The organism is Pseudomonas sp. NY5710, from assembly GCF_013305665.1.
Taxonomy (GTDB): domain Bacteria; phylum Pseudomonadota; class Gammaproteobacteria; order Pseudomonadales; family Pseudomonadaceae; genus Aquipseudomonas; species Aquipseudomonas juntendi.
In genome coordinates this window covers 5,148,090-5,173,013 of record NZ_CP045554.1, presented here as the reverse complement: position 1 = coordinate 5,173,013, position 24,924 = coordinate 5,148,090, and the positions used below count along the sequence as shown (strand labels likewise).

Below are 24,924 nucleotides of genomic sequence, written 5' to 3'. Positions count from 1 at the left end.
ATGCCGGAATTACCCGAAGTAGAGACCACCCGGCGCGGTATTGCGCCGCACCTGGAAGGCCAGCGCGTCAGCCGCGTGGTGGTGCGTGACCGGCGCTTGCGCTGGCCCATTCCCGAAGACCTCGATGTGCGCCTGTCGGGGCAGCGCATCGTCACTGTCGAACGGCGCGCCAAGTACCTGCTGATCAATGCCGAAGTCGGCACCCTGATCAGCCATCTGGGCATGTCGGGCAACTTGCGCCTGGTCGAGCAGGGCTTGCCGGCGGCCAAGCATGAGCATGTCGATATCGAGCTGGAGTCGGGGCTGATGCTGCGCTACACCGACCCTCGCCGTTTTGGTGCCATGCTCTGGAGCCAGGACCCGTTGCGCCACGAGCTGCTGCTGCGCCTGGGGCCGGAGCCGCTGACCGACCTGTTCGACGGCGAGCGGCTGTACCAGCTGTCCCGTGGGCGCTCGATGGCGGTCAAGCCGTTCATCATGGATAACGCGGTGGTGGTGGGGGTGGGCAACATCTACGCCAGCGAGGCGCTGTTCGCTGCCGGCATCGATCCACGCCGCGCGGCCGGGGGGATTTCCCGGGCGCGTTACCTGAAGCTGGCGATCGAGATCAAGCGGGTACTGGCGGCGGCGATCGAGCAGGGCGGTACCACCTTGCGCGATTTCATCGGCGGTGACGGGCAGCCGGGGTACTTCCAGCAGACCCTGTTCGTGTACGGGCGGGCTGGGCAGCCGTGCAAGGTATGCGGTACGGAGCTGCGCGAAGTGAAACTGGGGCAGCGGGCGAGCGTGTTCTGCCCACGCTGCCAGCGCTGAGGCTACAGGTGATTGCCGCTCCTACAGAAACCGCGCAGGGCTGAGGGTTCAGGCCTTGCCGGTAATACGCCGGTACTTGGCCATCAATTGCTCTTCGGTTTCCGGGTGCGCCTCATCCAGCGGGATGCAATCGACCGGGCAAACCTGCTGGCACTGCGGCTCGTCGTAATGACCCACGCACTGGGTGCACAGGTTGGGGTCGATCACGTAGATCTCTTCGCCTTGGGAGATGGCCTCGTTCGGGCACTCGGGTTCGCAGACGTCGCAATTGATGCAATCGTCGGTAATGATCAGGGACATGGGGACTCCGGCCGGGGCTCAGCGCCCGGGCATGTTCAACGCAATGGGCACAATTGTGCCGCATTCGCGCCCGCAGTGCACGCGGGCGCGACAATCAGGCGGTCAGGCTTGCTTCTTGAAACGCTCGGTCAGTGCCTCGGCCACCGCAGGGTGGACGAATTTGCTGATATCACCGCCCAATGCGGCGATTTCCCGGACCAGGGTCGAGGAAATGAACGAATAGCGTTCCGAAGGCGTCAGGAACAGGCTCTCCACATCGGGTGCCAGTTGCCGGTTCATGTTCGCCAACTGGAACTCGTATTCGAAGTCGGAAACCGCACGCAGGCCGCGCAGCAACACATTGGCGCCCTGTTCCTTGGCGAAATGCGCCAGCAGCGAAGAGAAGCCGATGACTTCGACATTGGGCAGGTGCTTGGTGACCTCACGGGCGAGCGCGACACGTTGCTCCAGCGGGAACAGCGGGTTTTTCTTCGGGCTGGCCGCCACTGCGATGATCACGTGGTCGAACAGGCGCGAAGCACGCTCGACCAGGTCGCCGTGGCCTCTGGTAATGGGGTCGAAAGTACCCGGGTACAACACTCGGTTCATCGCGTCATCCTGGCTGGAGTGCGTTGGGGAGTCGGATGGTAGCGCAGCGACGGCGCCCCGGCCAAGTCATGCGGCCGGCTGATGGCACTATAGACAGGGCATGTATTCGTTGTCATGCGTTGTGTGCCAGGCGGGTAGCCAACGCTTCACTGAGCCTGGCGCTGATGGCATACACCGACAGCTGTGGGTTGGCGCCGATGCTGGTGGGGAACAGCGAGCCGTCGTGAACCGACAGGTTTTCCAGCTGGTGATGGCGCCCCAGGCTGTCGCACACCGCCTGGCGCGGGTCTTCGCCCATGGCGCAGCCACCCATCACATGGGCGCTGCCCAGGCGCGCACGGAAGGGCTCCAGCGGTAGACGGTCGATCATGGCCAAGGCCTGTTCCAGGCTGGCAGCGCCGCTGGCATCGCTGTGCACCGGGGTTACCTCGACCGCGCCGGCGGCGAACTGGACCTGCGCCATGCTGCGGTAGGCGCGCCGCAAGCCGTCACGCAGGTAGTCGCTGACCGGGTAATCGAGCACGGGGGAGCCGTCACCGCGCAGTTCAACGCTGCCGCCCTGGCTTTGCGGGTGAAACCCGTCGCGCAGCAAGGCCAGCATGACATGGGTGTTGGGCAATTCGGCCATGCGTCGGGTATTGTCCTGGCCATGGCCACCCAGCAGGGTGCTGGCCAAGGCCGGGTGCAGCGGCGGTACTTCAAGCTTGTAGCCTACCGGCCCCTCTGTGCCGTGCTGCCACTGGAAATGGTCGCTGTAGATCGACTGCGGCGCGCCGTAGTAGGGGTCGATGCGTTCGTTGAAGCGTGCGGCGCTGAAGTTGACTAGGTGCAGGAAGGTGCGTTTGCCCAGGCGGCCATACGGGTCAGGGGCGTTGGAGCGCAGCAGCAGGGCCGGGCTGTTGATGCCGCCGCCTGCGAGGATGTAATGGCGCGCGTGTACTGTCACTTGCCGACCTGTCGGTAGGATGCCTTGCGTATCCAGGGCCTGGCAGGTCAGGTGTTGGATGCGCTCGCCGTTGTGGCTGAAGCGCTCGGCCCGGGCCAGGTAAAGCAGCTCGCCGCCTTGTTCGAGGGTGGCGGGAATGCGCGTCACCAGCATCGATTGCTTGGCATTCACCGGGCAACCCATGCCGCAGTAACCCAGGTTCCAGCAGCCGCGCACGTTGCGCGGGATGACTGCCCAGCGATAACCCAGTTGTTCGCAGCCACGGCGCAGCACGTCGTTGTTGGCATTCGGTGGCATGGCCCAGGGTGTGATACCCAGCTCCAGCTCCATGCGCTCGAACCAAGGGCGCAGCTCATCTTCGCCGAGCCCTTGTACGCCATGGGCCGAGGCCCAGTGCGCCAGGGTCTGCGGCGGGGTGCGAAAGCTCGACGTCCAGTTCACCAGCGTGGTGCCGCCTACGGCACGGCCTTGCAGGATGGTAATGGCGCCATCCTTGCTCATGCGCCCCAGGCCCTCCTGATAGAGGCTGGCATAGGCTTCGTGCTCCAGCAGCTTGAAGTCGCTGCTGGTCTTCAACGGGCCTTCTTCGATCAGCAATACCTTGAAGCCCGCGGCGCTGAGCAGCTGTGCGCTGGTGGCGCCGCCGGCACCGCTGCCGATCACGGCGATATCGGCGTGCAGTTGCAGGTCGTGTTCCAGGCGTGAGGCGTCGTGGGTGTTCCACCCGCGGTCGAGGCCTTGGCGAAACGGGTCAGGCACAGGCATTGGCGATGCTCTTGTCGTGTTCAGATTTTCGGTGGGCCGGGGTAACCGCAGGCGGCCCAGGACTCGGGGCGCTCGTACCAGGCCATTTGCAGCAGTTGCAGCAGCGAGGCATGGCCCATGCGCAGCAGGTTCAGCGAGCTGCCCTGCCAGCGCTGCAGGAAAGCCTCGACCTGGGCGGGCGCGGCCTGGGCCCAGGCACCCCAGATGCCGGTCAGTGGGCCGCGGGTCAGCGGCAGGCTGAGCACGTCGAACAATTGCCGGGTGAGTTTGAGCATCTCCGGCGACAGCGCTGCCAGCTTGTAATCGAGGCTGCGCAGTACCAGCGTATCGGTGGCCAGCGTGCCGCTGAGCACCACCGGTATCAGCGCGCGCAACAGTGGCAGGTCATCGTGGCGCAGCGCCTGAAACCCCGGCGCGGCCGTTTGTGCGCTGCAGCCCACCAGGCTGGCACCGGCCAGGAAGGTGCTTGCGGCAACGCTGAAACGTAGCAGGTCGCGACGGTGCATGGCCCGGGCCTCAGCGGATGAACAACTTGTAGACCAGGCGCTGCAGGGCTTTGCCGTAAGGCGGGTAAATCAGCCGTGCGGCGTTGAAGCGTTGCTTGGCCAGTACCGCCTTGGCCTTGCTGAAGGTCAGGAAGCCTTCATGGCCGTGATAGTGCCCCATGCCCGAGGGGCCTATGCCACCGAACGGCAGGTCGTCCTGAGCCACATGCAGCAAGGTATCGTTCAGGCATACCCCGCCGGAATGGCTGTGTTGCAACACCTGTTGCTGTTCGCCGCCGTCGTAGCCGAAGTAGTACAACGCCAAGGGCCGCGGGCGCTGGTTGATGTAGGCCAGTGCGTCATCGAGCGTGTCGTAGGGCACCAGCGGCAGCAGCGGGCCGAATATTTCGTCCTGCATGACCTGCATGGTGTCGTTCACCTTGGTCAGCACGTGTGGCGGCAGGCGCCGCCCCTGGCGTTTCTCGTGGGCGTACAGGTCGGTCACCTGCGCACCTTTGCCGCGCGCGTCCTGCAGCAAGTGCTCAAGGCGTGCCAGTTGCCGGGGATTGATGATGGCGCTGTAGTCAGGGTTGTCGGCAATGCGAGGGTACATGCGCCGTACGGCGGTGCCGTAGGCATCGGCGAAAGCATTCAGGCGCTCGCGCGGCACCAGCACGTAGTCGGGGGCGACGCAGGTCTGGCCGGCGTTGAGCGTCTTGCCGAAGGCGATGCGCTCGGCGGCTGTTTTCAACGGTACGCTGGCCGATACGATGGCCGGGGATTTGCCGCCCAGTTCCAGGGTCACCGGCGTTAGGTTTTGCGCGGCCGCCAGCATGACCTGGCGGCCTATGCTGGTGGCACCGGTGAACAGCAAATGATCGAACGGCAGGCGAGCGAACGCCTGGCCGACCTCGACCTCGCCAAGCACTACACTGACCAGGTCTTCCGGAAACACCCGTTGCAGCAGGGCTTGTAGGGCTTGGCCAGTAGCCGGGGTGGCCTCGCTGAGCTTGAGCATGACCCGGTTGCCAGCGGCCAGGGCACAGGTGAGCGGGCCGATGGCGAGAAACAACGGGTAATTCCACGGCACGATGATGCCTACAACGCCTAGCGGCTGGTAAAGCACCCGCGCGCTGGCAGGCTGGAATGCCAGCCCCACGGCCCGCCTGGATGGGCGCATCCAGCGTTGCAGGTGGCGCTCGGCATGACGTATGCCCTGCACCGAGGGCAGTAGCTCGGCCAGCAACGTTTCATCGGCGCTGCGCCCGCTGAAGTCGGCATCGATTGCTGCGATCAGCTGCTGCTGGTTGGCCAGCAGGGCCTCGCGCAAGCTTTTCAGCCACTGCCGCCGTTGTGTTGCCGGTGGCAGAGGGTTGCCGGCGAACGCCTGGCGCTGGGCGCTGAATGTTGCCTCCAGAGCGTGCACGTTAGGCAGGGCGATGGGCGAGGTCACGGCAGTCTCCTGGCTGAGCTTCAGGTTTATAGAGTCTATACTCTAACTTTTGCTTTGGCGCGAGTATTACCCTTGCACAGACCGGTGTATCAGCCGGGTGAATCGCCGTAAGATAAACCTTCATCAAAGCCTGCAGACTGGGAGCTTGAGCATGGCCCCGCGCATGAAGACCCGAGAGCGCATCGTGCAGAACAGCCTGGAGCTGTTCAACCAGCAGGGCGAGAGAAGCGTCAGTACCAACCACATTGCCGCACACATGGAAATTTCGCCTGGCAACCTGTATTACCACTTCCCTAACAAGCAGGCGATCATCGCGGTGTTGTTCAGCCAGTACGAAGAATTGGTGGACAGTTTCCTGCGCCCGCCGCAAGGGCGTGCGGCGACCGTGGATGACAAGCGGTTCTACCTCAAGGCGCTATTGGCGGCGATGTGGAACTACCGCTTCCTGCACCGCGACCTGGAGCATCTGCTGGACAGCGATGCCGAACTGGCCGCGCGCTACCGGCGTTTTTCCGAGCGCTGCCTGCGCCAGGGCCAGGCGATCTATCGCGGCTTTGTCGAGGCTGGCATCCTGGCCATGGCGCCGGCGCAGATTGAATCGCTGACCATCAACGCCTGGATCGTGCTGACCTCGTGGGTACGTTTTCTCAGCACCACCCGCGAGCACTCCGCGCACCTGGGTGAAGAAGCCTTCATGCGCGGCGTCTACCAGGTACTGGTGCTGGAGCTGGGTTTCGTCACCGACAGTGCCCGCCACGCGGTGGACGCGCTGTGCCAGGAATTTCAGGTACCGTTCCACCAGGCCCTGGAGCTGTAGCCCGGGGCGCCAGTGTCATTGCTTTGTGTCATTGATCAGGAGATTGTCATGCCCCTTGCGCAATTGATCACCCCGCAACAATTGGCCGAGCGTCTGGGCTCGCCCAAATCGGTGATCCTCGACTGCCGCTTTGCCCTTGAAGATGTCGACTATGGCCAACGCAGCTATGCGCAAGGGCACATAGCCGGTGCACATTTTGCCGACCTCGACCGCGATCTCAGCGGGCCGGTGAGCAAGGGGCGTACCGGGCGCCACCCGTTGCCCGATGCTCAGCGGCTGGTCGAGCGCTTGCGTGAGTGGGGTGTGGACAACGACAGCGAAGTGGTGCTGTACGACGACGGCCCCGGCGCCTTTGCTGCCCGTGCCTGGTGGCTGCTGGTCTGGTTGGGCAAGCGCAGCGGCGTGGCCATTCTCGACGGTGGCCTGAAGGCCTGGCATGCAGCGCACCTGCCCCTGAGCCTGGACCCTGCATCCAAGCGCCAAGGCACATTCAGCGGCGAGCCAGACCCCGCGCTGCTGATCGATGCCGACCACCTGGCCAAGCGCCTGGGCAACGCGGACCTGACCCTGCTCGATGCGCGAGCGTTGCCGCGCTTTCGCGGCGAGGCGGAGCCCATCGACCCGGTGGCAGGGCATATCCCCGGCGCGCAGTGCGCGGCGTTTACTGACAACTTGGGGCCTGACGGGCGCTTTTTGCCGGCCGATCAGCTCAGGCAGCGCTTTGCCGAAAAGCTGGCCGGGCGGGCACCGGAGCACGTGGTGTCTTATTGCGGCTCGGGGGTGACGGCGTGTCACAACCTGTTTGCGCTGGCGCTGGCAGGTTACCCGCTGGGCAAGCTGTATGCCGGGTCGTGGAGTGAGTGGATCACTGATCCGGAGCATGGGGTGGCCACTGGCGACTAGGTACGTCTGGCATGGAGCGCGTTACTGGCCCTCCACCAGCCACTGCGGAATCCGCCGTTCCAGGTAGTACCCGGGCCTGCGCAGGCTGCCATCGACAAAGCCCACATGGCCGCCGCGGCGGTGCAGCTCGAAACGGGTCTGCGGGGCCAGTTCCCGCGCGGTCGGCAAGCTGTGGCTGGACACGAACGGGTCGTCACTGGACTGAATGATCAGCGTTGGCGTGCGGTTCTGGCCAAGAAAGAAGTGGCTCGATGAGCGGCGATAGTAGTCGTGTACATCGCGAAAACCGTTCAGGGGGGCCGTGACCTTGCCGTCGAACTCCCAGAATGTGCGCAGGTTGCTCAGCTGGCCCAGGCGTTCGAGTTCGGCCAACCGGTCATGCTGGCCCTGGGCATGGAAGTGCCGCTGCTTGAGTTGTACATACGCCAGCATTTCGCGCATGAAGTGCGCCTGGTACACCTTGGAGAATCCCTGGCCGATGCGGTCTGCGCAGTGGTCCAGCCGAAACGGTACCGAGACTGCTACCGCAGCCTCCAGCTGGCTGGCGACGCCGCTTTCACCCAGGTACTTCAACAACACATTGCCGCCCAGCGAATAACCCACCGCATACAGCGGTGCCAGTGGGCGCTGGGCGCGCACGTGGCCGATGATTTCCGCCAGGTCTTCGCTGGCGCCGGAGTGATAGCTTCGGGGCAACAGGTTGGGTTCGCCCGAGCAGCCGCGCCAGTTCACCGCCACGCTGGCCCAGCCCCGCGCTTGCAGGGTTTGCTGCAAGCCCTTCACATAGGGTGAGTGAGAGGAACCGGTCAGCCCGTGCAACACCAGTACCAGCGGCGCCTGCGGCTGGTGCGGGCCATGCCAGTCCAGGTCGATGAAGTCGCCATCAGCCAGCCACAGGCGCTCCCGGTTGCGCGCAAGCGCCGGCAGCTTGCGCCACAGGGGGCCCCACAATGTTTGCAGATGAGGGTTGGACAGGCCGATGGCCGGACGGAAAGGGGCGCTGAGGCTAGGCATGCTGGGCGACTCGTGATGTGCCGGCCTAGAGTGCCACGAAACAGCGCCTTTGTACCTGCGCTATTGGTCGAGCGCGGTCGGTTTGGGTAATGGCAATTGCTCGGTAACCGGGCCGCTGGTGACGAATACCTGTGGGGCCTGCAACCAGACTTGCGCCGCTTCACGCAGATTGGCAGGCGTAAGCGCCGACAGTCTAGCGAGGAAGGTGCCCAGGTGGTCTGGCGCCAAGCCCTGGTGGCTGTAGGTGGCCAAGGCCTGGGCCATTCTCGCGTTGTCTGCCAGGCTGTCGTGCAGTTTACCGGCGATCTGGTTGACCGCCATGTCGCATTCGGCCTGGCTGGGGCCGTGTTCACGCAGGCATGCCAGAATCGCCGACACCAGCGCGCCAGAGGCATCCCGGTACTGGGGGGCGATATCCCAGTGGATCTGCAACTGGCTGGCGGCATCCAGCGGCCTCAGGTCGCAGGAGATGGCGTAGGTGAGGTTGCGCAGGGTGCGCAATTCCTGGGTAAGGCGCGACTCATAGCTACTGCCCAGGATTGCGTTGAGCAGATACAGGGCTGGGAATACCGGATCCTGGGCCGATACGTTCGTTGCAAGGGTGAGCGTTGCTTGGGTGGTACTGCTGGCCGCAGCGAGATTCAGGTCCAATGCCTGGTAGTCGGGAACCGATGGCGTGCGTTGCGCCGCCCAGCCTTGCGGCAGGGCCCGTACCAGGTCGTCGACAAGCTGCCGTGCTTCCTCTCGGGTCAGGTTGCCCACCAGGCCGATGTCGAGGTTGTTGGCCGAATACGCCTGCTGGTGAAACGCCCGGATCTGGTCATCGTCAATGCTGGCGATGGTTTGGGCCGTCAGGGTGGACGCGTAGGGGTGGCCGCTGAAAATATGCGCGGTGGCCGCCTTGGTAATCCGCAGGAGCGGATGGTTGCCATACCTGGCCTGGCTGAAGACGAGCCGTTCGCCTATTTTGGCCACATCGCCCGCTCGCAATGCCGGGCGGGCCAGAATCTCGGTCAGCAATTGCATCACACTGTCGCGCAGTGCCGGCAGGCTCAGGGCGCGTAGCGTGACAAGCGCGCTGTCGTCGCTGATCCTTCTGCCCAATATGGCGCCAAAACCGGCCACTTCCTCGGCGAACCGCGTGGCGTCGAGTTGCCCGGTACCTTGGTCGAGGCTGTACAGCACAAGTGCCGCCAGCCCAGGGTGGGCGCCGTCGAGTACGCTGCCTGCGCGAAAGCGTAACGCCAGGTCGAACGTGGGCCGGTCGTGGCGTGCGAGGAAGCTGACGCGGGTGCCTTCTGCCGTTTGCCAGTGCTCAGGGTGGGCTTGCAGGTCGGGGATGTGGCCAAGGTCGATACCCCGGGCCGAGTGCAGGTTGGCCATGGCCGCCAAGGCGGTGTCGTCAGCCGGGCCGTTGCAGGTCAGCGGCAAATGGGCCGGGGGGAGTACCTGGATCATGCTGTTGCTCCTGGCTGAAGGTAGCTGGTGGTCAACCGCTCGCGCCCCAGGTAGGCAAGTGCCACCTGCTGTATCTGTTGGCTGTCGAGGTCGCGGATGATCTGGATTTCTTGGTCAATGACCGCGGCGGCGATGCCGGCAGCGGCGGCCTCGCCGATTCGCTCGGCTTGGAGCACCTGGCTGTCTTCGAACATGCGGCGTGCAAGCATGCGCAGTTTCGCGCGTTCGAGCTCGGCGGGGGGCACTGCGCTAATGCGCAGTTCTTCCAGGTGTCGGCAAACGGCTTGTGCAGCCTCTTCTGGCGTGCTGTTCGTACTGTTCACGTACGCTGACAGGGTCAGCAGGGTGTCACCCCGCAGCAGGGGCTCATAGGTGATGCTGATGCCGGTAAGAAGGCGTTTGTCCCGTACCAGGTCACTGTAGAGCCTGGCGCTGAAACCCTCGGCCAGCACCTCGCGGATCAACTTGAGGGCAGGGGCGGTGGCTGCATCCGGTGCGGTGGCTCTGCTCGGTACGTTGAACGACATGAACAGACCTTCGCGTAACCCAGGCAGGCTCACGGTTTGCGTGCGCGCCTGCAACGGCTGGTCTTGCCGTGGTACGGGGCGCTGCGGCACTGGCGCGCTCGGCAGGCTGGCGAAGTACTGCTCCACCTGGGTGCGCAGGGTTGCCAGGTCGATGCCGCCAACCACCACCAGCGTGGCGTTGTTGGGCCGGTACCAGGTTGCATACCAGGTTCGCAGCGTTTCCAGTCCAATATCGGCAAGGTCGGCCAGGGAACCGAAGCTCGGTTGCCCATAGGCATTGCCGCCATGGGCCAGCGCCAGGTGAAGGTCGTAAGCCTGTTGGTCTGGGTGGTTGTCGAACTTGAGACGCCTTTCGTCCTCGACGGCTTTCTTTTCCCGGTCCAGTTCTGCCTGGCCGAAGGTTGCGCTGTTCATGGCATCGGCCATGATCTCCAACGCGATTGGCAGGCGAGCGACCGGCAGCGTTATCTCGTACGCCGTCGCCTCTTCGTGGGTGCTGGCATTGGCGTTGCCGCCCAGGCGGGCGATCACTCGCGAGTACTGGCCGGCGGCAAGTTTGCTGCTGCCTTCGAAAATCAGGTGTTCCAGGAGGTGGGACAGGTTGCTGTGGCCCGCGGGCTCATGGCTGGAACCCACGTGATACCAGAGTTGCACGGCGGCAAGCTGGCTGGTGTGGTCTGGCCGCAGGTAGACGGACAAACCGTTGCTCAGGGTGAAGTGCTGCAGTGGCAAGGGGGCGGCTGAAACCACAGATGCCAATCCTGCCGAGACCTGGTCGAGGGTGACGGGCGCAGGTGAAGTCATCGCTGAAGTGCTCCGGTTGGGTGAACCGCAACAGCTTCAGCGAGATGGCGCCGCAGGCAGCGCTACATAGTTAGCCCCGCTGCCACAGCGCGTAATACACCTGGCCGGTTTTTTTCTCGCGATGCAAACGCCAGTTGCCGGGCAGTTGCAGGGCCGATGGCGCTGCTTCGCTCTCGGTGTAGACCCAGGCTTGCTCGCTGAGCCACTGGTGCTGCTCCAGCAGGTTGCAGGTGTTGGCCAGCAGATCCTGGTGGAATGGCGGGTCGAGGAACACCACGTCGAACTGCTGCTTGGCCGGGTTCTGCAAGTAGCGCAGGGCATCGGTTTGCAGGATTTGCCCGCGCGGGCAGCGGAGGATTTCCAGGTTGTTTTTCAGGTTGACGATGGCCGCCGGGTTGCTGTCCAGTGCCACGGCGTCTTCGGCGCCGCGGGACAGGGCTTCGAGCACAAGGGCGCCACTGCCGGTGAAGGCGTCCAGTACCCGAGCGCCCTCGATATAGGGCGCCAGCCAGTTGAAGACGGTTTCGCGCACACGGTCGGGCGTTGGCCGCAGGCCTTCACCTTCCGGCACCGCCAGGCGACGGCTACGCCACTCGCCGGCGATGATGCGCAGGTGGCCCTGGCCCTTGCTTTGCCCGGTTTGTGGGCGGGCGGGAGGGGTGGATCTTGGCATTAGTGCTCCGGTACCCCGAGCGGCTGCTCGGAGGGCTTGTCAGTGGGTGCTGGCAGCGGTTTCTGTGGCACTTTCGGGCCAACGGTGACGATCACCAGTTTATCGGCTGACAGGTGTTTGTTCATGGCGGCCTTGACCTGCTCGACAGTGAGGGCCTGGGACTGCTGCATGAAGTCCTCCAGCCAGGTCAGCGGCAAGTTGTAGAAGCCGATGGCGCCCAGCTGGCCGACGATGCTGGCATTGCTGGCATTGGACAGCGGGAAGCTGCCGGCCAGTTCGCGCTTGGCATCGTCCAGCTCCTGCTGGGTGGGGCCGGTCTTGAGGTAATCGGCCAGAATGCCCTGCACCAGCTTGAGCGTGCCCTCGCTGAGTTCGGCACGAGTTTGCAGGTTGATCATGAACGGGCCGCGCACCTGCATCGGGCTGAATACCGAGTAAACGCCGTAGGTCAGGCCGCGTTTTTCCCGCACCTCGCTCATCAGCCGGGTACCGAAAGCACCGCCGCCGAGGATCTGGTTACCCAGCGACAGTGCAGGCCAGTCCGGGTCCTGGCGGTCGATACCAAGCTCGGCCAGCATCAGGTGGGTCTGCTTGGAAGGGAAATCGATGTGGGTCAGGCCGGGCTTGGCTTCGGCCGGCTGCGCCGGCGCGGGCAGCGCCGGGCCTTTGGGTAGCCCGGCGGACACCTGGGCGGCGATGGCTTCGGCTTCGGCGCGGCTGAGGTCGCCGACCAGGGCGATCACGGCGTTGCCACCGGTGTAGGCCTTGGCATGGAAAGCACGCAGTTGGGCCAGGCCGATGCCGTTGATGCTTTCGGCAGTGCCGTCGCTGGGGTGGGCGTAGGGGTGGTCGCCATAGAGGTTGGCGAACAGCGCTTTGCCAGCGATTTTGCCAGGGTTCTGCTTCTCGTACTCGAAGCCGGCCAGCATCTGGTTCTTGATGCGCTTGAGCGCGTCTTCAGGGAAGCTCGGCTTGCCGGCGACCTCGGTGAACAGCTTGAGCGCCGGCTCGCGCTTGTCCTTGGCGCTGAGGCTGCGCAACGAGGCCACGGCCATGTCACGGTAGGAGCCGTTGCCAAAGTCTGCACCCAGGCTCTCGAAGCCTTCGGCGATGGCGGTCACGTCCTTGCCGGCCACGCCTTCGTTGAGCATGGCGTTGGTCAAGGCAGCCAGGCCTGGCGTGCCGCCGTCCTGGCTGCTGCCGGCGGCAAAGGTCACGCGCAGGTCGAACATCGGCAGCTCGCGCGCCTCGACGAACAGCACCCGGGCCCCTTCGGCGGTGTTCCAGTGCTGGATGTTCAGCTGGCGCCGGCTCGGCGCCTTGCCGTCCAGCTCGGCCAGCGACTGCAGGGTGTTGGCCGGCCGGGCCGCAGTGTTGTCGGCCTTGGCGGCGTTGTCGGCCAGGGCCGGGGCAGCCAGCACCGCTGCCAGCGCCAGGGCGCGGATACCGGTGGCCAACAGGGTTGGGCGTGGTGCGCGACGATCACTCATGAGCGGACTCCTCGGGCAGTACATGGGCAACGCTCAGGCGTTCGCGGGTGAAATAGGTGCGCGCGGCGTTCTGGACGTCCTGCGGGGTAACGCGCTTGAGCTCGTCCAGTTCGCTGTCGATCAGCTTCCAGGACAGGCCGACGGTTTCCAGTTGGCCAATGGTGGTGGCCTGGCTGCTGATGGAGTCGCGGTCATAGACCAGGCCGGCGATAACCTGGGCGCGTACGCGCTCCAGTTCTTCGGCGCTGGGCGGGGTGGTTTTGAGTTCGTCCAGCAGTTGCCACACGCCCTTCTCGACGTCGGCCAGGGTTTTCTGCTTCTGAACGTTCGGCGTGGCCGAAATCAGGAACAGGCTGTCGCCACGGGTAAAGGCGTTGTAGCTGGACGAAGCACCGGCCACCAGCTCCTGGCCACGCTCCAGGCGCGCCGGCATGCGGGCGCTGTAGCCGCCGTCGAGCAGCGCCGAGATCAGGCGCAGGGCGTGTACGGTGCGGGGGTCCTTGGCAGTGGCCAGGCCGGGCACGTTGAAACCGTAGATCAGGCTCGGCAGTTGGGTGCGCACGTGCAGGGTCAGCTGGCGCTGGCCGGGTTCTGCGAGTTCCAGTGGCAGCTTGGCCGGTGGCACGGTGCGCTTCGGGATGCTGCCGAAGTACTTCTGCGCCAGGCCTTTGACCTCGTCGGGGGTGACATCGCCGACCACCACCAGGGTGGCATTGTTGGGGGCATACCAGGACTCGTACCAGTGGCGCAGTTCCTCGACCTTCATGCGCTCCAGGTCGGCCATCCAGCCGATGGTCGGGGTATGGTAGCCGCTGGCAGGGTAGGCCATGGCGCGGAACAGCTCGAAGGCCTTTGCAGTGGGCTGATCGTCGGTACGCAGGCGGCGCTCTTCCTTGATGACCTCGATTTCCTTGCTGAATTCGTCGGCTGGCAAGCGCAGGCTGGCCAGGCGGTCGGCCTCCAGTTCCAGGGCTACGGGCAGGCGGTCACGCGCCAGCACCTGGTAATAGGCGGTGTAGTCGTCGCTGGTGAAGGCATTCTCTTCAGCCCCCAGGTCGCGCAGCACGCGTGAGGCTTCGCCGGGGCCGAGCTTGGCGCTCCCCTTGAACATCATGTGCTCCAGGGCGTGCGACAGGCCGGTCTGGCCCGGGGTTTCGTAGCTGGAACCGACCTTGTACCAGATCTGCGAGACCACCACCGGGGCGCGGTGGTCTTCGCGAACCACGACCTTGAGGCCGTTGTCGAGGATGAATTCGTGGGTGGGTTGCACATCGGCGGCGAAGGCCGCGAGCGGCAGGCAGAGCGTGCCGAGCAACAGGCCAGCGGCGCGGCGGGCTAGAGCATTCATACGGTGTTTAACCTGTTCGGCGGCCCGCTGGGTTTAGCGTCGACGGGCCAGGAGGTGCTAGGATACTGATCCGGTTGCCTGGCGACCATGCCTGTCGCCGTTCTGGCCCACAGGACACTAAGACAAAACATTGCGCATGAACCAGCCGGCTTCAAGATAGTCTGTTCTGCGTAGAGAGAATTCCCGATCCGCCGTAGCTGGCGCATCGCTACCCTGAGATAGCCGTCTTCCATGTTTGGTTCCAACGACGACAAGAAAGCGCCGGCCGAGGCTGGTGAAAAGAAAGGCCTGTTCAGCTGGTTTCGCAAGAAGCCGCAACAACCTGTGGACGCTGGCGTTCCCGCCAGTGAAGCCCCCGCTGTCGAGCAACCTGTAGCCGCTCCGGTCGAGGCCCCCGCTGCTGAAACGCCGCAGCCTGACGCGCTCGCGCCTGCCCCGGCAGCCGAAGCGCCGGCGCCGGTCGCTGCGCAGCCGTTGCCGGTCGCTGAACCCGAGCCGCTGGTTTCCCCGCCGCCGGTAGCGCCCGCTCCGCAACCCGTCGCACCTGCGCCGGTGCCGGCCGCTTTGGTGGACGTCGCCCCTACCGAGCCTGCGCCGGTCAGCAACCTGGTACTGCCGGTGGCTGAAGAGCCGGTAGCGCTGGTGCCGGACCTGGAACCCAAAGCGCCACCGGTAATCCCCGAGCGCCCGGCACCTGAGGTGGTGGCCCCACCGGCCGTGGCCGCTACAGCCGTCGAGGTCGCGCCAGAGCCGCCGGCGGCGCCGGCCGAACAGGCCAAGCCTGGCTTCTTTGCCCGCCTCAAGCAGGGCCTGTCGAAGACCAGCGCCTCCATTGGCGAGGGGATGGCCAGCCTGTTCCTGGGCAAGAAAGTCATCGACGACGACTTGCTCGACGAGATCGAAACGCGCCTGCTGACCGCCGATGTGGGCGTGGAGGCCACCTCGACCATCGTCCAGAACCTGACCCAGAAAGTCGCCCGCAAGCAACTGGCCGATGCCGACGCTCTTTACAAGTCGCTGCAGGAAGAGCTGGCGGCATTGTTGCGTCCGGTCGAGCAGCCATTGAAAGTGCAGGCGCAGAACAAACCCTACGTGATCCTGGTGGTAGGCGTGAACGGCGCCGGCAAGACCACCACCATCGGCAAACTGGCGAAAAAACTGCAACAGGAAGGCAAGAAGGTGATGCTGGCCGCCGGCGATACCTTCCGCGCCGCAGCGGTCGAGCAGTTGCAGGTGTGGGGTGAGCGTAACCAGATTCCGGTCATCGCCCAGCACACCGGCGCCGACTCCGCATCGGTCATTTTCGACGCCGTGCAGGCCGCCAAGGCCCGCGGCGTGGACGTGCTGATCGCCGACACCGCCGGCCGCCTGCACACCAAGGACAACCTGATGGAGGAGCTGAAGAAGGTGCGCCGGGTGATCGGCAAGCTCGACGCCGAGGCGCCGCACGAGGTGCTGCTGGTGCTCGACGCCGGTACCGGGCAGAACGCCATCAGTCAGGCCAAGTACTTCAACCAGAGTGTCGAATTGACCGGCCTGGCCCTGACCAAGCTCGATGGCACCGCCAAGGGCGGGGTGATCTTCGCCTTGGCCAAGCAGTTCAAGTTGCCGATCCGCTTCATCGGTGTCGGCGAAGGCATCGACGACCTGCGCACCTTCGAAGCGGAGCCTTTCGTCAAGGCTCTGTTCGCCGAGCGAGACTGACCATGATCCGATTCGAACAGGTTGCCAAGCGCTATCCCAATGGTCATGTCGGTTTGCATGAGCTGAGTTTCCGGGCGCGCCGGGGCGAATTCCTGTTCGTCACCGGCCACTCGGGGGCCGGCAAGAGCACCTTGCTGCGCCTGCTGCTGGCCATGGAGCGCCCGACCAGCGGCAAGCTGATGCTGGCCGGGCAGGACCTGGGCCAGATAAGTAACGCCCAGATCCCGTTCCTGCGCCGGCAGATCGGCGTGGTGTTCCAGAACCACCAGCTGTTGTTCGACCGCACGGTGTTCAACAACATTGCCCTGCCGCTGCAGATTCTGGGCTTGTCCAAGGCCGAGATCGCCAAGCGCGTCGATTCCGCCCTGGAGCGCGTGTCCCTGGCCGACAAGGGCGAGCTGTTCCCGGCTGACCTGTCCACCGGGCAGCAGCAGCGGGTCGGGATTGCCCGGGCGATCGTCCACCAGCCAGCGCTGCTGTTGGCCGATGAACCCACCGGTAACCTCGACCCGCGGCTGGCCGCAGAGATCATGGGGGTATTCGAGGACATCAATCGCCTGGGTACTACGGTTTTGATCGCCAGTCACGACCTGGCACTGATTGCGCGCATGCGCCACCGCATGCTGACCTTGCAGCGCGGCCGCTTGATCGGCGATGGGGAGGCCGGGCAATGAGCACTACACGTACGCCAAAGGTTTCCGAGCGCGTTGCGCCGAAGCCAGCCGACCCGCAGCCGGCGAAGAAAAAACGCGGCGAAGACGATGACGGCCCGGATTTGCGCACGTTGTTGCATGCCTGGCTGGAAAGCCACCGTGCCAGCCTGGCTGACAGCCTGCGCCGGCTGGGCAAGCAGCCGATCGGCAGCTTCTTCACCTGCCTGGTAATGGCCGTCGCGCTGAGCATGCCGATGGGGCTGTCGTTGTTGCTGAAGAACGTCGAGCAATTGGGCGGTTCGTGGCAGCGCGCGGCGCAGATTTCGCTGTACCTCAAGCTGGATGCCGGCAGCCGTGATGGCGAGGCGCTGCGTGACGAGATCAAGGGCATGCCCGGCGTGGCAGACGCGCAGTATGTCAGCCGCGAGCAGGCGCTGGAGGAATTCCAGCAGCAGTCCGGCCTGGGCGAGGCCTTGCGCGAACTGCCGGAAAACCCGCTGCCAGGTGTGGTGGTAGTCACCCCGACCGAGGTCGACAAGCCCGCGCTTGAAGCCTTGCGTCAGCGCCTTGCGGAGCTGCCGCGGGTGGATGTGGCGCAACTGGACCTGGTCTGGGTCGAGCGGCTGGCGGCGATCCTCAAGCTGGGTGACCGGTTCGTCTTCGGTCTGGCGGTGATGCTTATTTCCGCGCTGCTGTTAGTAATCGGTAACACAATTCGTCTACATATCGAAAACCGCCGCATCGAGATCGAAGTGATCAAGCTGGTCGGCGGCACTGACGCCTACGTACGGCGGCCTTTCCTGTACATGGGCGCATTGTATGGCCTGGGTGCAGGGCTGCTGGCGTGGGGGATCCTGGCGTTTGGCCTGAACTGGCTGAACGAGGCGGTGGTAGGGCTTTCCGGGCTATACGGCAGTGACTTCGCCCTGGGCGGCGTGCCGGGGTCCGACGGGCTGTCGCTCTTGATCGGAGCGGTGTTGTTGGGGTATATCGGTGCATGGATTGCAGTCGCCCGCCACTTGAACGAGCTGGCACCGCGATAGTTTTTACAGGCCAGCATTGACATTTTGTTCACGATGGAACTTGTACCGTCGTCCCAGGTCAATGTTGGCAGCGCCCAAAAAGCGCGAGTCTAGTAAGTCGGAGGTTCTTGAATGACCACATCGTTGCAACCTGCCTATGCCTTGGTACCCGGTGCAAACCTGGAAGCCTATGTGCACACGGTCAACAGCATCCCGCTGCTGACGGTCGAGCAGGAGCGTGATCTGGGCGAGCGTCTCTATTATCAGCAGGATGTCGAGGCCGCTCGTCAAATGGTGATGGCCCACCTGCGTTTCGTCGTACATATCGCCCGTAGCTATGCTGGCTATGGGCTGGCCCAGGCTGACCTGATTCAGGAAGGCAACGTTGGCCTGATGAAGGCCGTCAAACGCTTCAACCCTGAAATGGGCGTGCGCCTGGTGTCGTTCGCCGTGCACTGGATCAAGGCCGAGATCCACGAGTTCATCCTGCGCAACTGGCGCATCGTCAAGGTGGCCACCACCAAGGCCCAGCGTAAGCTGTTCTTCAACCTGCGCAGCCAGAAGAAGCGCCTGGCCTGGTTGAACAACGACGAAGTGCAACGCGTGGCGGAGAGCCTTGGCGTCGAGCCGCGTGAAGTGCGCGAGATGGAAAGCCGCCTCAGCGGGCAGGACATGGCGTTCGACCCGGCAGCGGAAGCTGACGACGACAGCGCGTTCCAGTCCCCTGCGCATTACCTGGAAGACCACCGGTACGACCCGGCGGTGCAACTGGAGGATGCCGACTGGAGCGACAACTCCACCAGCAACCTGCACGAAGCGCTGCAAGGGCTGGACGAGCGCAGCCGCGACATTCTCTACCAGCGCTGGTTGGCTGAAGAGAAGGCCACCCTGCATGAGCTGGCAGACAAGTACAGCGTTTCGGCTGAGCGGATTCGCCAGCTGGAGAAGAATGCGATGAACAAGGTCAAGGCACTGATCGCAGCCTGATCGGGCCTTTGTTGTACAGAAAAGCCGCTGGCTCCGACGGAGCGAGCGGCTTTTTCATTTGTGTCGGCACTGCATTCAAAGCTTTCTGGATGAGTCGAGCTGCATTAGGTAGCTGGGGCCACCCAGCTGGCTCATTTGCCGGCGAATCCACCCGGCACGGCTTGCCACGTAGGCGCTCGGCCGGCTGGCACTCCACTTGATCGGGCTGGGCAATACTGCGGCCAGTTGCGCTGCCTGCTGGCGGGTGAGCTGGCTGGCATCGACACCAAAGTGATAGCGCGCCGCCGCCTGAGCCCCGAATACGCCTTTGCCCCACTCGGCGCTGTTTAGGTAAACCTCGAGAATGCGTTCCTTGGACCAGAGCAGTTCGATCAGTGCCGTGAACCAGGCTTCCAGCCCTTTGCGGAACCAGCTGCGCCCCGACCACAGGAACAGGTTCTTGGCCACTTGCTGGGTCAGGGTGCTGGCGCCACGGATGCTGCCACCGCGTTCGTTGTAGGCCAGCGCAGCCTGGATTGCCGGGATGTCGAAGCCCCAGTGGCTGGCAAATTTCTGGTCCTCGCCGGCAATGACCGCGACCTTGAGTTCATCGGAAATGTTCTGCCACGGCTCCCATTCGCGCTGCAGGTCGATGGGTTCGCCATTGACCCAGGATTGCACCTTGCGCTCGACCATCAGCGCCGTGCCGGGCGGGGGCACCCAGCGGAACACCAGCACCAGCACGATGCTGCCGGCAGCGAACCAGAGCAGGGCACGGAAGAGGCGGCGAATAAGGGATGGCAGCATGACGATGGCTTGGCCGTACGGGTGGAAGGGGCCATTATACAGACCCGATCCAAGGAGTCGTCCCATGCTTCGCAGCTTCCTGATGCTTGCCGCCTTTTTCGGCTTTACCGGAGTCGCACTGGGTGCCTTCGCCGCCCACGGCCTGAAAAACCGGCTGACGGCCGACTACCTGGCGGTGTTCCACACCGGCGTGACCTACCAACTGGTGCATGCGCTGGCGATTCTTGCGGTTGCCGTGCTCTCGGCGCACCTGCCTGGGCGCCTGGTGGGCTGGGCCGGTGGGCTGTTTGCGGCGGGTATCGCGCTGTTCTCCGGCAGCCTGTACCTGCTGGCCCTCAGCGGCCTGACCAAGCTGGGCATCATCACCCCGATTGGCGGCCTGTGTTTCCTGGCCGGCTGGCTATGCCTTGGGTTGGCGGCCTGGCGGCTGGGCTGACCAGCTGGTCCACAATCGCGACTAATGGCGCGTACCGCCCTTGGGTTGCGGGGCGGTTCGGCGCTAGAATGCGGGCCCCAAAGAATAATGGTGGCCGTGCGCATGCGCATTCAACTGAACGGTGAACCTTACGAACTGCCTGCCGGCGAGAGCGTTGCAGCCCTGCTGACGCGCCTGGAGCTCAGTGGGCGCCGCATTGCCGTGGAACTGAACCTGGATATCGTGCCGCGTAGCCAGCACGAGAGCACCCTGCTGAACGACGGCGACCAGGTCGAAGTGGTCCACGCGATCGGTGGCGGCTGACAGCAGCCTGGTGGTTCACAAGCAAGCCCTGCAACCTTTTCCCGAGGAACAACGATGAGCAACGTTCGCAGCGACAAGCCCTTCATTCTGGCCGGGCGCACGTTCCAGTCGCGCCTGCTGGTCGGCACCGGCAAATACCGTGACATGGAAGAGACCCGCCTGGCCACCGAGGCCTCGGGTGCCGAGATCGTCACCGTGGCCGTGCGCCGGACCAACCTTGGCCAGAACGCGGGTGAGCCGAACCTGCTCGACGTGTTGTCGCCCGACAAGTACACCATCCTGCCCAATACCGCAGGCTGCTTCGACGCCACCGAGGCCGTGCGTACCTGCCGCCTGGCCCGCGAGCTGCTGGAAGGCTACAAGTCCCACGAGTCGCGGACCTTGGTCAAGCTCGAAGTGCTGGCGGACCAGAAGACCCTGTTCCCCAACGTGATCGAAACCCTCAAGGCCGCCGAAGTGCTGGTCAAGGATGGTTTCGACGTGATGGTCTACACCAGCGATGACCCGATCATAGCCCGCCAGCTGGCTGAGGCGGGCTGCATCGCGGTGATGCCGTTGGCCGGCCTGATCGGCACGGGCCTGGGTATCTGCAACCCGTACAACCTGCAGATCATCCTGGAAGAATCGAAAGTCCCGGTGCTGGTCGATGCCGGCGTGGGCACCGCTTCCGACGCCACCATCGCCATGGAAATGGGCTGCGAGGCGGTGCTGATGAACTCGGCCATTGCCCACGCCCAGCAGCCGGTGTTGATGGCCGAAGCCATGAAGCACGCCATCGTCGCCGGTCGCATGGCCTACCTGGCCGGCCGGATGCCGAAAAAACTCTATGCCAGCGCCTCTTCGCCGCTGGATGGTCTGATCAAGTAAGAGCCCCAGATGACTGATTCGCAAGATACGCCGATCGCCGCCGACGGCGACCAGCGCCCACACCGCCGCATCAAGAGTTTCGTGATGCGTGCCGGGCGTATGACCGAAGGCCAGCAACGCGGCCTGGACCAAGGCGGCCCGCTGTACATCCTGCCGTTGGCCGACAGCCCGGTGGACTACGACCAGGTATTCGGCCGTTGTGCGCCGCGTACCCTGGAGATCGGCTTCGGTATGGGGCATTCCCTGCTGGAAATGGCCGCCGCCGCGCCGGAGCAGGACTTCATTGGTGTGGAAGTACACCGCCCCGGTGTTGGTGCGCTGCTCAATGGTGTGCTGACCCAGGGTTTGAAGAACCTGCGGGTGTATGACTGCGATGCCATCGAAGTGTTGAACCGCTGCGTGGCCGACAACAGCCTCGACCGCCTGATGCTGTTCTTCCCCGACCCTTGGCACAAGGCGCGCCACCACAAGCGCCGTATCGTGCAGCTGGAGTTCGCCGAGCTGGTACGGCGCAAGCTCAAGCCCGGTGGCGTGTTCCACATGGCCACCGACTGGGAGCCGTATGCCGAGTACATGCTGGAAGTGATGAGCGCTGCTCCGGGCTACCGCAACCGCGCAGCAGACGGTACCTACGTACCGCGCCCCGAAGAGCGCCCGATCACCAAGTTCGAACGCCGCGGCGAGCGGCTTGGGCATGGGGTGTGGGATTTGAAGTTCGAGAAGGTGGACTGATCGGCTGAATCGGCCTTTTGGTACGCTGGGGCCTGTAGAAATGCAGGCCAAAAAAAACCGCTCTGAGATGAGCGGTTTTTTTGTGTGAGCAAAAGGACTGAGTATCCTTCGCTTCAAGGCTTCACTGAAAGCTCTACACAGTCAGGTGATCATAGGCACCTTCAGAAGCAGGGTCAATGTGCGGAAATACCCGGCATCAAGTGTGTCGAAGCAGTTAACAGTCTCGGTCAAGTAGACCGGGTATCATCTAGCTGCTCCTGTGAGAGTCCATTCAGTGATGGGTCGGGTAGGAGAAGAATTCTGCTTTCCGGCCCCTTCGACATGGCCTGAGAACCGTGCCGGTGACTTCTTCGAAGGGCCATTAACCTGGCCACTTCACTGAACGCTCTACACAGCTTTCGAAGGCATCGAAGTACCGGTTAGATGCTGGAAGATTGGCCCGCCAACACGGAGGCCAATGCACATGAAGCGATTGCTTGATGCGCTGAGCCGTGTCTGGAGGCTCGCCCGGATTTTGATCTTGCTCAAGACCGTTCGGGACTTCATGCGCGACCACTTCGATGACGCCCGTTAAAGGCTAGTCAAGTGGTAGGGCTGCCCTGGTTTGCCGGGGCAGCTTTTAGAATCTGCGCCCCGCTTGTTTCCTGCGCTGATCAACTAGCGCGATCGGTGTAGGAGCGGCCTTGTGTCGCGATGGGCTGCAAAGCAGCCCCGGCTATCTCAAGCCTTCTGCTGGCAGTGCCGACCTCTTCGCGGGTAAACCCGCTCCTACAGTGATCGCGCCAGCTTCTAGAAACTGGGCAAGACAGAATTTCCCACACGCGTTCAGCCCCAGGCTGTGTTTCAGCCGCGCCGGTCGGCCACCACGCCAATCAGCACCACGACCACCAGCAGCACGGGCGCCAGGGCGTAGTTGTTGAACTGGCTCAGCCCCTTCACCACCCAGGGTGTGGCATAGATCAGTGCCGCGCCGCTGCCGATCATCACCATCACCGCCATGAACGGTACGCGCAGGGCGCCCGCCAGGCTGCCCAGCCGTTGTTCGGCCCAGCCTTTGACGTCGCTGCCGAACAGCACAAGCATGCAGCCTACCAAGGCCAGCGAAATTTCTGACAGGTTGCCGCGGCTCCAGCGGGAAACCGTCGCGAGCAGATCAAGTACCAGATCCATGGGTCATCCTTAGGTCAAGAAATACTGCAGCAGGTCATTGAGGAATAGCTGGCCCCTTGGCGTGGCCACCAGTCGATCCGGTTCGACCTGCAAAAGGCCCTTTTGTTCGGCTGCCCGACGGGCTTCGCGCAACTGCTCCAGCGGCAAGCCGGTGCGCTGGGTGAACAGCTGGGCTTCCACACCATCGGTCAGGCGCAGGGCGTTCATCAGGAACTCGAACGGCAACTCGTCAACTGGCAGCAGCTTCTCACCGGCCTTGTACGGTTTGGCCAGGTTCAGGTAGTCCTTGGGCAAACGAGTCTTCCAGGTGCGCAGGATGCGGCCGTCAGCGAAGGTCAGTTTGCCGTGGGCGCCGGCGCCGATGCCGATGAAGTCGCCAAAACGCCAGTAGTTGAGGTTATGCCGCGCAGCGCGGCCAGCCTGAGCATAGGCCGAGACCTCGTACTGGCGAAAACCATGCTCGGCCATCAGCGCCTGGCCGGCTTCTTGGATGTCCCAGAGAATGTCGTCCTCGGGCAGCTCCGGCCGCTGGTTCCAGAATACCGTGTTGGGCTCGACGGTCAGTTGGTACCACGACAGGTGAGTGGGCCCCAGGTCCATGGCTTGGCGCAGGTCGCCCAGGGCGTCTTCCAGCGACTGATCGGGCAGGCCGTGCATGAGGTCCATGTTGAAGTTATCGAAGCCGGCCGCGCGCGCCATGCCGGCGGCTCGGACAGCTTCGTCACCATTGTGGATGCGCCCAAGGGCCTGCAGCTTGGCCGGCTGAAAGCTCTGCACGCCAATGGACAGGCGATTGATGCCGGTTTGCCGGTAGGCCTTGAACTTGTCCTGCTCGAAGGTGCCCGGGTTGGCCTCCAGGGTGATCTCGATGTCTGCTGCGAACGGTATGCGCTGCTCCACGCCGCGCAGCAGGCGGCCCAGGGAGCCTGCACTGAACAGGCTGGGCGTACCGCCACCGAAGAAGATCGAGCTGATCGGCCTGCCTTGCACCGCCGCCAGCTCCTGGTCCAGGTCGGTCAACAGCGCCGCGACGTAGGCGTCTTCCGGCAGCTCAGGGCCGGCCGCGTGGGAGTTGAAGTCGCAGTAAGGGCATTTGCGCACGCACCACGGAATGTGGATGTACAGCGCCAGCGGCGGCAGGCTGGTAAAGCCCGCCGCGCCAGGGGTAGCCAGCGTTGCGATCATGCCAGGCCCAGGCGTTGGCGCAGCAGGGCCATGGCGCGGGCGCGGTGGCTGAGCTGGTTCTTGTCCACAGGTGCCAGGTCGGCGCTGGAGCAGTTGCGTTCGGGCACCCAGAACAGCGGGTCGTAGCCGAAGCCATGCTCGCCACTGGCCTGGAACAGAATGCGCCCTTGCCACAGGCCCTCGCAGAGGATCGGGAGCGGGTCATCCGCGTGGCGGACCAGTGCCAGCACACAGACGAACTGTGCACCGCGCTCGGCTTCTGGCACATCTTTCAGCGCGTCGAGCAGCTTGGCATTGTTTGCCGCGTCACCCTTGCCATCGGCATAGCGCGCCGAGTAGATGCCCGGCGCACCGCCGAGGAAGTCCACGGCCAGGCCGGAATCGTCGGCCAAGGCCGGCAGGCCGGAAATACGTGCAGCGTTGCGCGCCTTGAGGATGGCGTTTTCGACGAACGACAAGCCAGTTTCTTCTGGCTCTACCTGGCTGAATTCGCCAATCGAGCGCAGTTGCACCGATTGGCCGAGCATGGCCTGGAGTTCCTTGAGTTTGCCGGCGTTGTGGCTGGCCAATACGAGTTGCTGGAAATTCATCATTCGCCTGGGAACACTTCCTGGTTGAAACTGATGGAGTTGCTGATGCCGCCGGTTTCGATAATCTGCTTGAACCCTAGCGGGCTGCTGCGCACGGGGCGACGC

26 protein-coding genes and 1 pseudogene are annotated in these 24,924 nt (G+C 64.0%); 11 read left to right on the top strand and 16 right to left on the bottom strand.

Features of this window, described 5'->3' with window-relative positions; translation table 11 throughout:
- Positions 1 to 813: a bifunctional DNA-formamidopyrimidine glycosylase/DNA-(apurinic or apyrimidinic site) lyase gene (mutM, locus tag GEV39_RS23775; protein WP_173891444.1), complete on the top strand. Its 813-nt coding sequence runs from the start codon at positions 1 to 3 to the stop codon at positions 811 to 813.
- Positions 814 to 861: 48 nt separating this feature from the next.
- Here mutM and GEV39_RS23770 read toward each other — a convergent pair whose 3' ends face one another.
- The 5 genes from GEV39_RS23770 to GEV39_RS23750 all read right to left on the bottom strand — a co-directional run bounded on the left by GEV39_RS23770 (position 862) and on the right by GEV39_RS23750 (position 5,350).
- On the bottom strand, positions 862 to 1,113 hold the full coding sequence (locus tag GEV39_RS23770) for a YfhL family 4Fe-4S dicluster ferredoxin (RefSeq protein WP_009683359.1): 252 nt from the start codon (positions 1,111 to 1,113) through the stop codon (positions 862 to 864).
- 102 nt (positions 1,114 to 1,215) lie between these two features.
- On the bottom strand, positions 1,216 to 1,701 hold the full coding sequence (gene coaD, locus GEV39_RS23765; RefSeq protein WP_173891443.1) for a pantetheine-phosphate adenylyltransferase: 486 nt from the start codon (positions 1,699 to 1,701) through the stop codon (positions 1,216 to 1,218).
- 112 nt (positions 1,702 to 1,813) lie between these two features.
- Entirely contained in the window at positions 1,814 to 3,412 is a 1,599-nt protein-coding gene (locus GEV39_RS23760) for a GMC family oxidoreductase (RefSeq protein ID WP_173891442.1), read from the bottom strand.
- Between the two features lie 20 nt (positions 3,413 to 3,432).
- On the bottom strand, positions 3,433 to 3,918 hold the full coding sequence (locus GEV39_RS23755; RefSeq protein ID WP_115294992.1) for a twin-arginine translocation pathway signal protein: 486 nt from the start codon (positions 3,916 to 3,918) through the stop codon (positions 3,433 to 3,435).
- Positions 3,919 to 3,928: 10 nt separating this feature from the next.
- Positions 3,929 to 5,350 carry a coniferyl aldehyde dehydrogenase gene (locus tag GEV39_RS23750; RefSeq protein ID WP_173891441.1) on the bottom strand — a complete coding sequence of 474 codons (1,422 nt, stop codon included), beginning with the start codon at positions 5,348 to 5,350 and terminating at the stop codon, positions 3,929 to 3,931.
- A 151-nt stretch (positions 5,351 to 5,501) separates the two neighbouring features.
- Between GEV39_RS23750 and GEV39_RS23745 the strand changes: the two genes are divergently transcribed.
- A complete protein-coding gene (locus GEV39_RS23745) occupies positions 5,502 to 6,167 on the top strand; it encodes a TetR/AcrR family transcriptional regulator (protein WP_173891440.1) in 666 nt (221 codons plus the stop codon).
- 48 nt (positions 6,168 to 6,215) lie between these two features.
- Entirely contained in the window at positions 6,216 to 7,070 is an 855-nt protein-coding gene (locus tag GEV39_RS23740) for a sulfurtransferase (protein WP_173891439.1), read from the top strand.
- A gap of 21 nt (positions 7,071 to 7,091) precedes the next feature.
- Here the strand turns inward: GEV39_RS23740 and GEV39_RS23735 are convergent, their stop codons facing one another.
- The 6 genes from GEV39_RS23735 to GEV39_RS23710 form a co-directional block, all read right to left on the bottom strand.
- The gene (locus GEV39_RS23735; RefSeq protein ID WP_173891438.1) at positions 7,092 to 8,084 is read right to left on the bottom strand and encodes a hydrolase; all 993 of its coding nucleotides are present in this window, start codon (positions 8,082 to 8,084) and stop codon (positions 7,092 to 7,094) included.
- 60 nt (positions 8,085 to 8,144) lie between these two features.
- Positions 8,145 to 9,542, bottom strand: coding sequence for a M16 family metallopeptidase (locus tag GEV39_RS23730; RefSeq protein WP_173891437.1), 1,398 nt, complete (start codon positions 9,540 to 9,542; stop codon positions 8,145 to 8,147).
- The gene (locus tag GEV39_RS23725; protein ID WP_173891436.1) at positions 9,539 to 10,873 is read right to left on the bottom strand and encodes a M16 family metallopeptidase; all 1,335 of its coding nucleotides are present in this window, start codon (positions 10,871 to 10,873) and stop codon (positions 9,539 to 9,541) included. The genes GEV39_RS23730 and GEV39_RS23725 overlap by 4 nt, the downstream gene beginning before the upstream one ends.
- Before the next feature lie 70 nt (positions 10,874 to 10,943).
- Positions 10,944 to 11,546: a 16S rRNA (guanine(966)-N(2))-methyltransferase RsmD gene (rsmD, locus tag GEV39_RS23720; protein ID WP_173891435.1), complete on the bottom strand. Its 603-nt coding sequence runs from the start codon at positions 11,544 to 11,546 to the stop codon at positions 10,944 to 10,946.
- The gene (locus GEV39_RS23715; RefSeq protein ID WP_110677663.1) at positions 11,546 to 13,036 is read right to left on the bottom strand and encodes a M16 family metallopeptidase; all 1,491 of its coding nucleotides are present in this window, start codon (positions 13,034 to 13,036) and stop codon (positions 11,546 to 11,548) included. Before GEV39_RS23715 ends, rsmD begins: the two co-directional genes overlap by 1 nt.
- Entirely contained in the window at positions 13,029 to 14,384 is a 1,356-nt protein-coding gene (locus GEV39_RS23710; protein ID WP_173891434.1) for a M16 family metallopeptidase, read from the bottom strand. The genes GEV39_RS23715 and GEV39_RS23710 overlap by 8 nt, the downstream gene beginning before the upstream one ends.
- A gap of 231 nt (positions 14,385 to 14,615) precedes the next feature.
- Between GEV39_RS23710 and ftsY the strand changes: the two genes are divergently transcribed.
- The 4 genes from ftsY (at position 14,616) to rpoH (ending at position 18,750) form a co-directional block, all read left to right on the top strand.
- The gene (ftsY, locus tag GEV39_RS23705; protein WP_173891433.1) at positions 14,616 to 16,088 is read left to right on the top strand and encodes a signal recognition particle-docking protein FtsY; all 1,473 of its coding nucleotides are present in this window, start codon (positions 14,616 to 14,618) and stop codon (positions 16,086 to 16,088) included.
- 2 nt (positions 16,089 to 16,090) lie between these two features.
- A complete protein-coding gene (ftsE, locus tag GEV39_RS23700) occupies positions 16,091 to 16,762 on the top strand; it encodes a cell division ATP-binding protein FtsE (protein WP_009684915.1) in 672 nt (223 codons plus the stop codon).
- Positions 16,759 to 17,784 carry a permease-like cell division protein FtsX gene (gene ftsX / locus GEV39_RS23695; RefSeq protein ID WP_173891432.1) on the top strand — a complete coding sequence of 342 codons (1,026 nt, stop codon included), beginning with the start codon at positions 16,759 to 16,761 and terminating at the stop codon, positions 17,782 to 17,784. The genes ftsE and ftsX overlap by 4 nt, the downstream gene beginning before the upstream one ends.
- A gap of 111 nt (positions 17,785 to 17,895) precedes the next feature.
- Positions 17,896 to 18,750 (top strand): RNA polymerase sigma factor RpoH, encoded by an 855-nt coding sequence (rpoH, locus tag GEV39_RS23690; RefSeq protein ID WP_173891431.1) that lies wholly within the window; start codon positions 17,896 to 17,898, stop codon positions 18,748 to 18,750.
- A gap of 75 nt (positions 18,751 to 18,825) precedes the next feature.
- On the opposite strand, the gene mtgA is transcribed toward rpoH, so the two are convergent.
- A complete protein-coding gene (mtgA, locus tag GEV39_RS23685) occupies positions 18,826 to 19,536 on the bottom strand; it encodes a monofunctional biosynthetic peptidoglycan transglycosylase (RefSeq protein ID WP_173891430.1) in 711 nt (236 codons plus the stop codon).
- A gap of 64 nt (positions 19,537 to 19,600) precedes the next feature.
- On the opposite strand from mtgA, the gene GEV39_RS23680 reads away from it, so the two are divergent.
- The 4 genes from GEV39_RS23680 to trmB all read left to right on the top strand — a co-directional run bounded on the left by GEV39_RS23680 (position 19,601) and on the right by trmB (position 21,874).
- Entirely contained in the window at positions 19,601 to 19,972 is a 372-nt protein-coding gene (locus GEV39_RS23680; protein ID WP_173891429.1) for a DUF423 domain-containing protein, read from the top strand.
- 102 nt (positions 19,973 to 20,074) lie between these two features.
- On the top strand, positions 20,075 to 20,275 hold the full coding sequence (thiS, locus tag GEV39_RS23675) for a sulfur carrier protein ThiS (RefSeq protein ID WP_009684920.1): 201 nt from the start codon (positions 20,075 to 20,077) through the stop codon (positions 20,273 to 20,275).
- 54 nt (positions 20,276 to 20,329) lie between these two features.
- Positions 20,330 to 21,142, top strand: coding sequence for a thiazole synthase (locus tag GEV39_RS23670; RefSeq protein ID WP_173891428.1), 813 nt, complete (start codon positions 20,330 to 20,332; stop codon positions 21,140 to 21,142).
- A 9-nt stretch (positions 21,143 to 21,151) separates the two neighbouring features.
- Positions 21,152 to 21,874 (top strand): tRNA (guanosine(46)-N7)-methyltransferase TrmB, encoded by a 723-nt coding sequence (trmB, locus tag GEV39_RS23665; RefSeq protein WP_009684922.1) that lies wholly within the window; start codon positions 21,152 to 21,154, stop codon positions 21,872 to 21,874.
- 843 nt (positions 21,875 to 22,717) lie between these two features.
- On the opposite strand, the gene GEV39_RS23660 is transcribed toward trmB, so the two are convergent.
- The 4 genes and pseudogenes from GEV39_RS23660 to GEV39_RS26680 form a co-directional block, all read right to left on the bottom strand.
- A complete protein-coding gene (locus tag GEV39_RS23660; RefSeq protein ID WP_173891427.1) occupies positions 22,718 to 23,044 on the bottom strand; it encodes a DUF3392 family protein in 327 nt (108 codons plus the stop codon).
- Between the two features lie 9 nt (positions 23,045 to 23,053).
- A complete protein-coding gene (gene hemW, locus GEV39_RS23655) occupies positions 23,054 to 24,229 on the bottom strand; it encodes a radical SAM family heme chaperone HemW (protein WP_173891426.1) in 1,176 nt (391 codons plus the stop codon).
- On the bottom strand, positions 24,226 to 24,822 hold the full coding sequence (rdgB, locus tag GEV39_RS23650; protein ID WP_173891425.1) for an RdgB/HAM1 family non-canonical purine NTP pyrophosphatase: 597 nt from the start codon (positions 24,820 to 24,822) through the stop codon (positions 24,226 to 24,228). Before rdgB ends, hemW begins: the two co-directional genes overlap by 4 nt.
- Positions 24,819 to 24,911 (bottom strand): annotated as a pseudogene (locus GEV39_RS26680) (DUF4426 domain-containing protein); the annotation flags it as partial. The pseudogene GEV39_RS26680 and the gene rdgB, both read right to left, overlap by 4 nt.
- Positions 24,912 to 24,924: the final 13 nt, after the last annotated feature.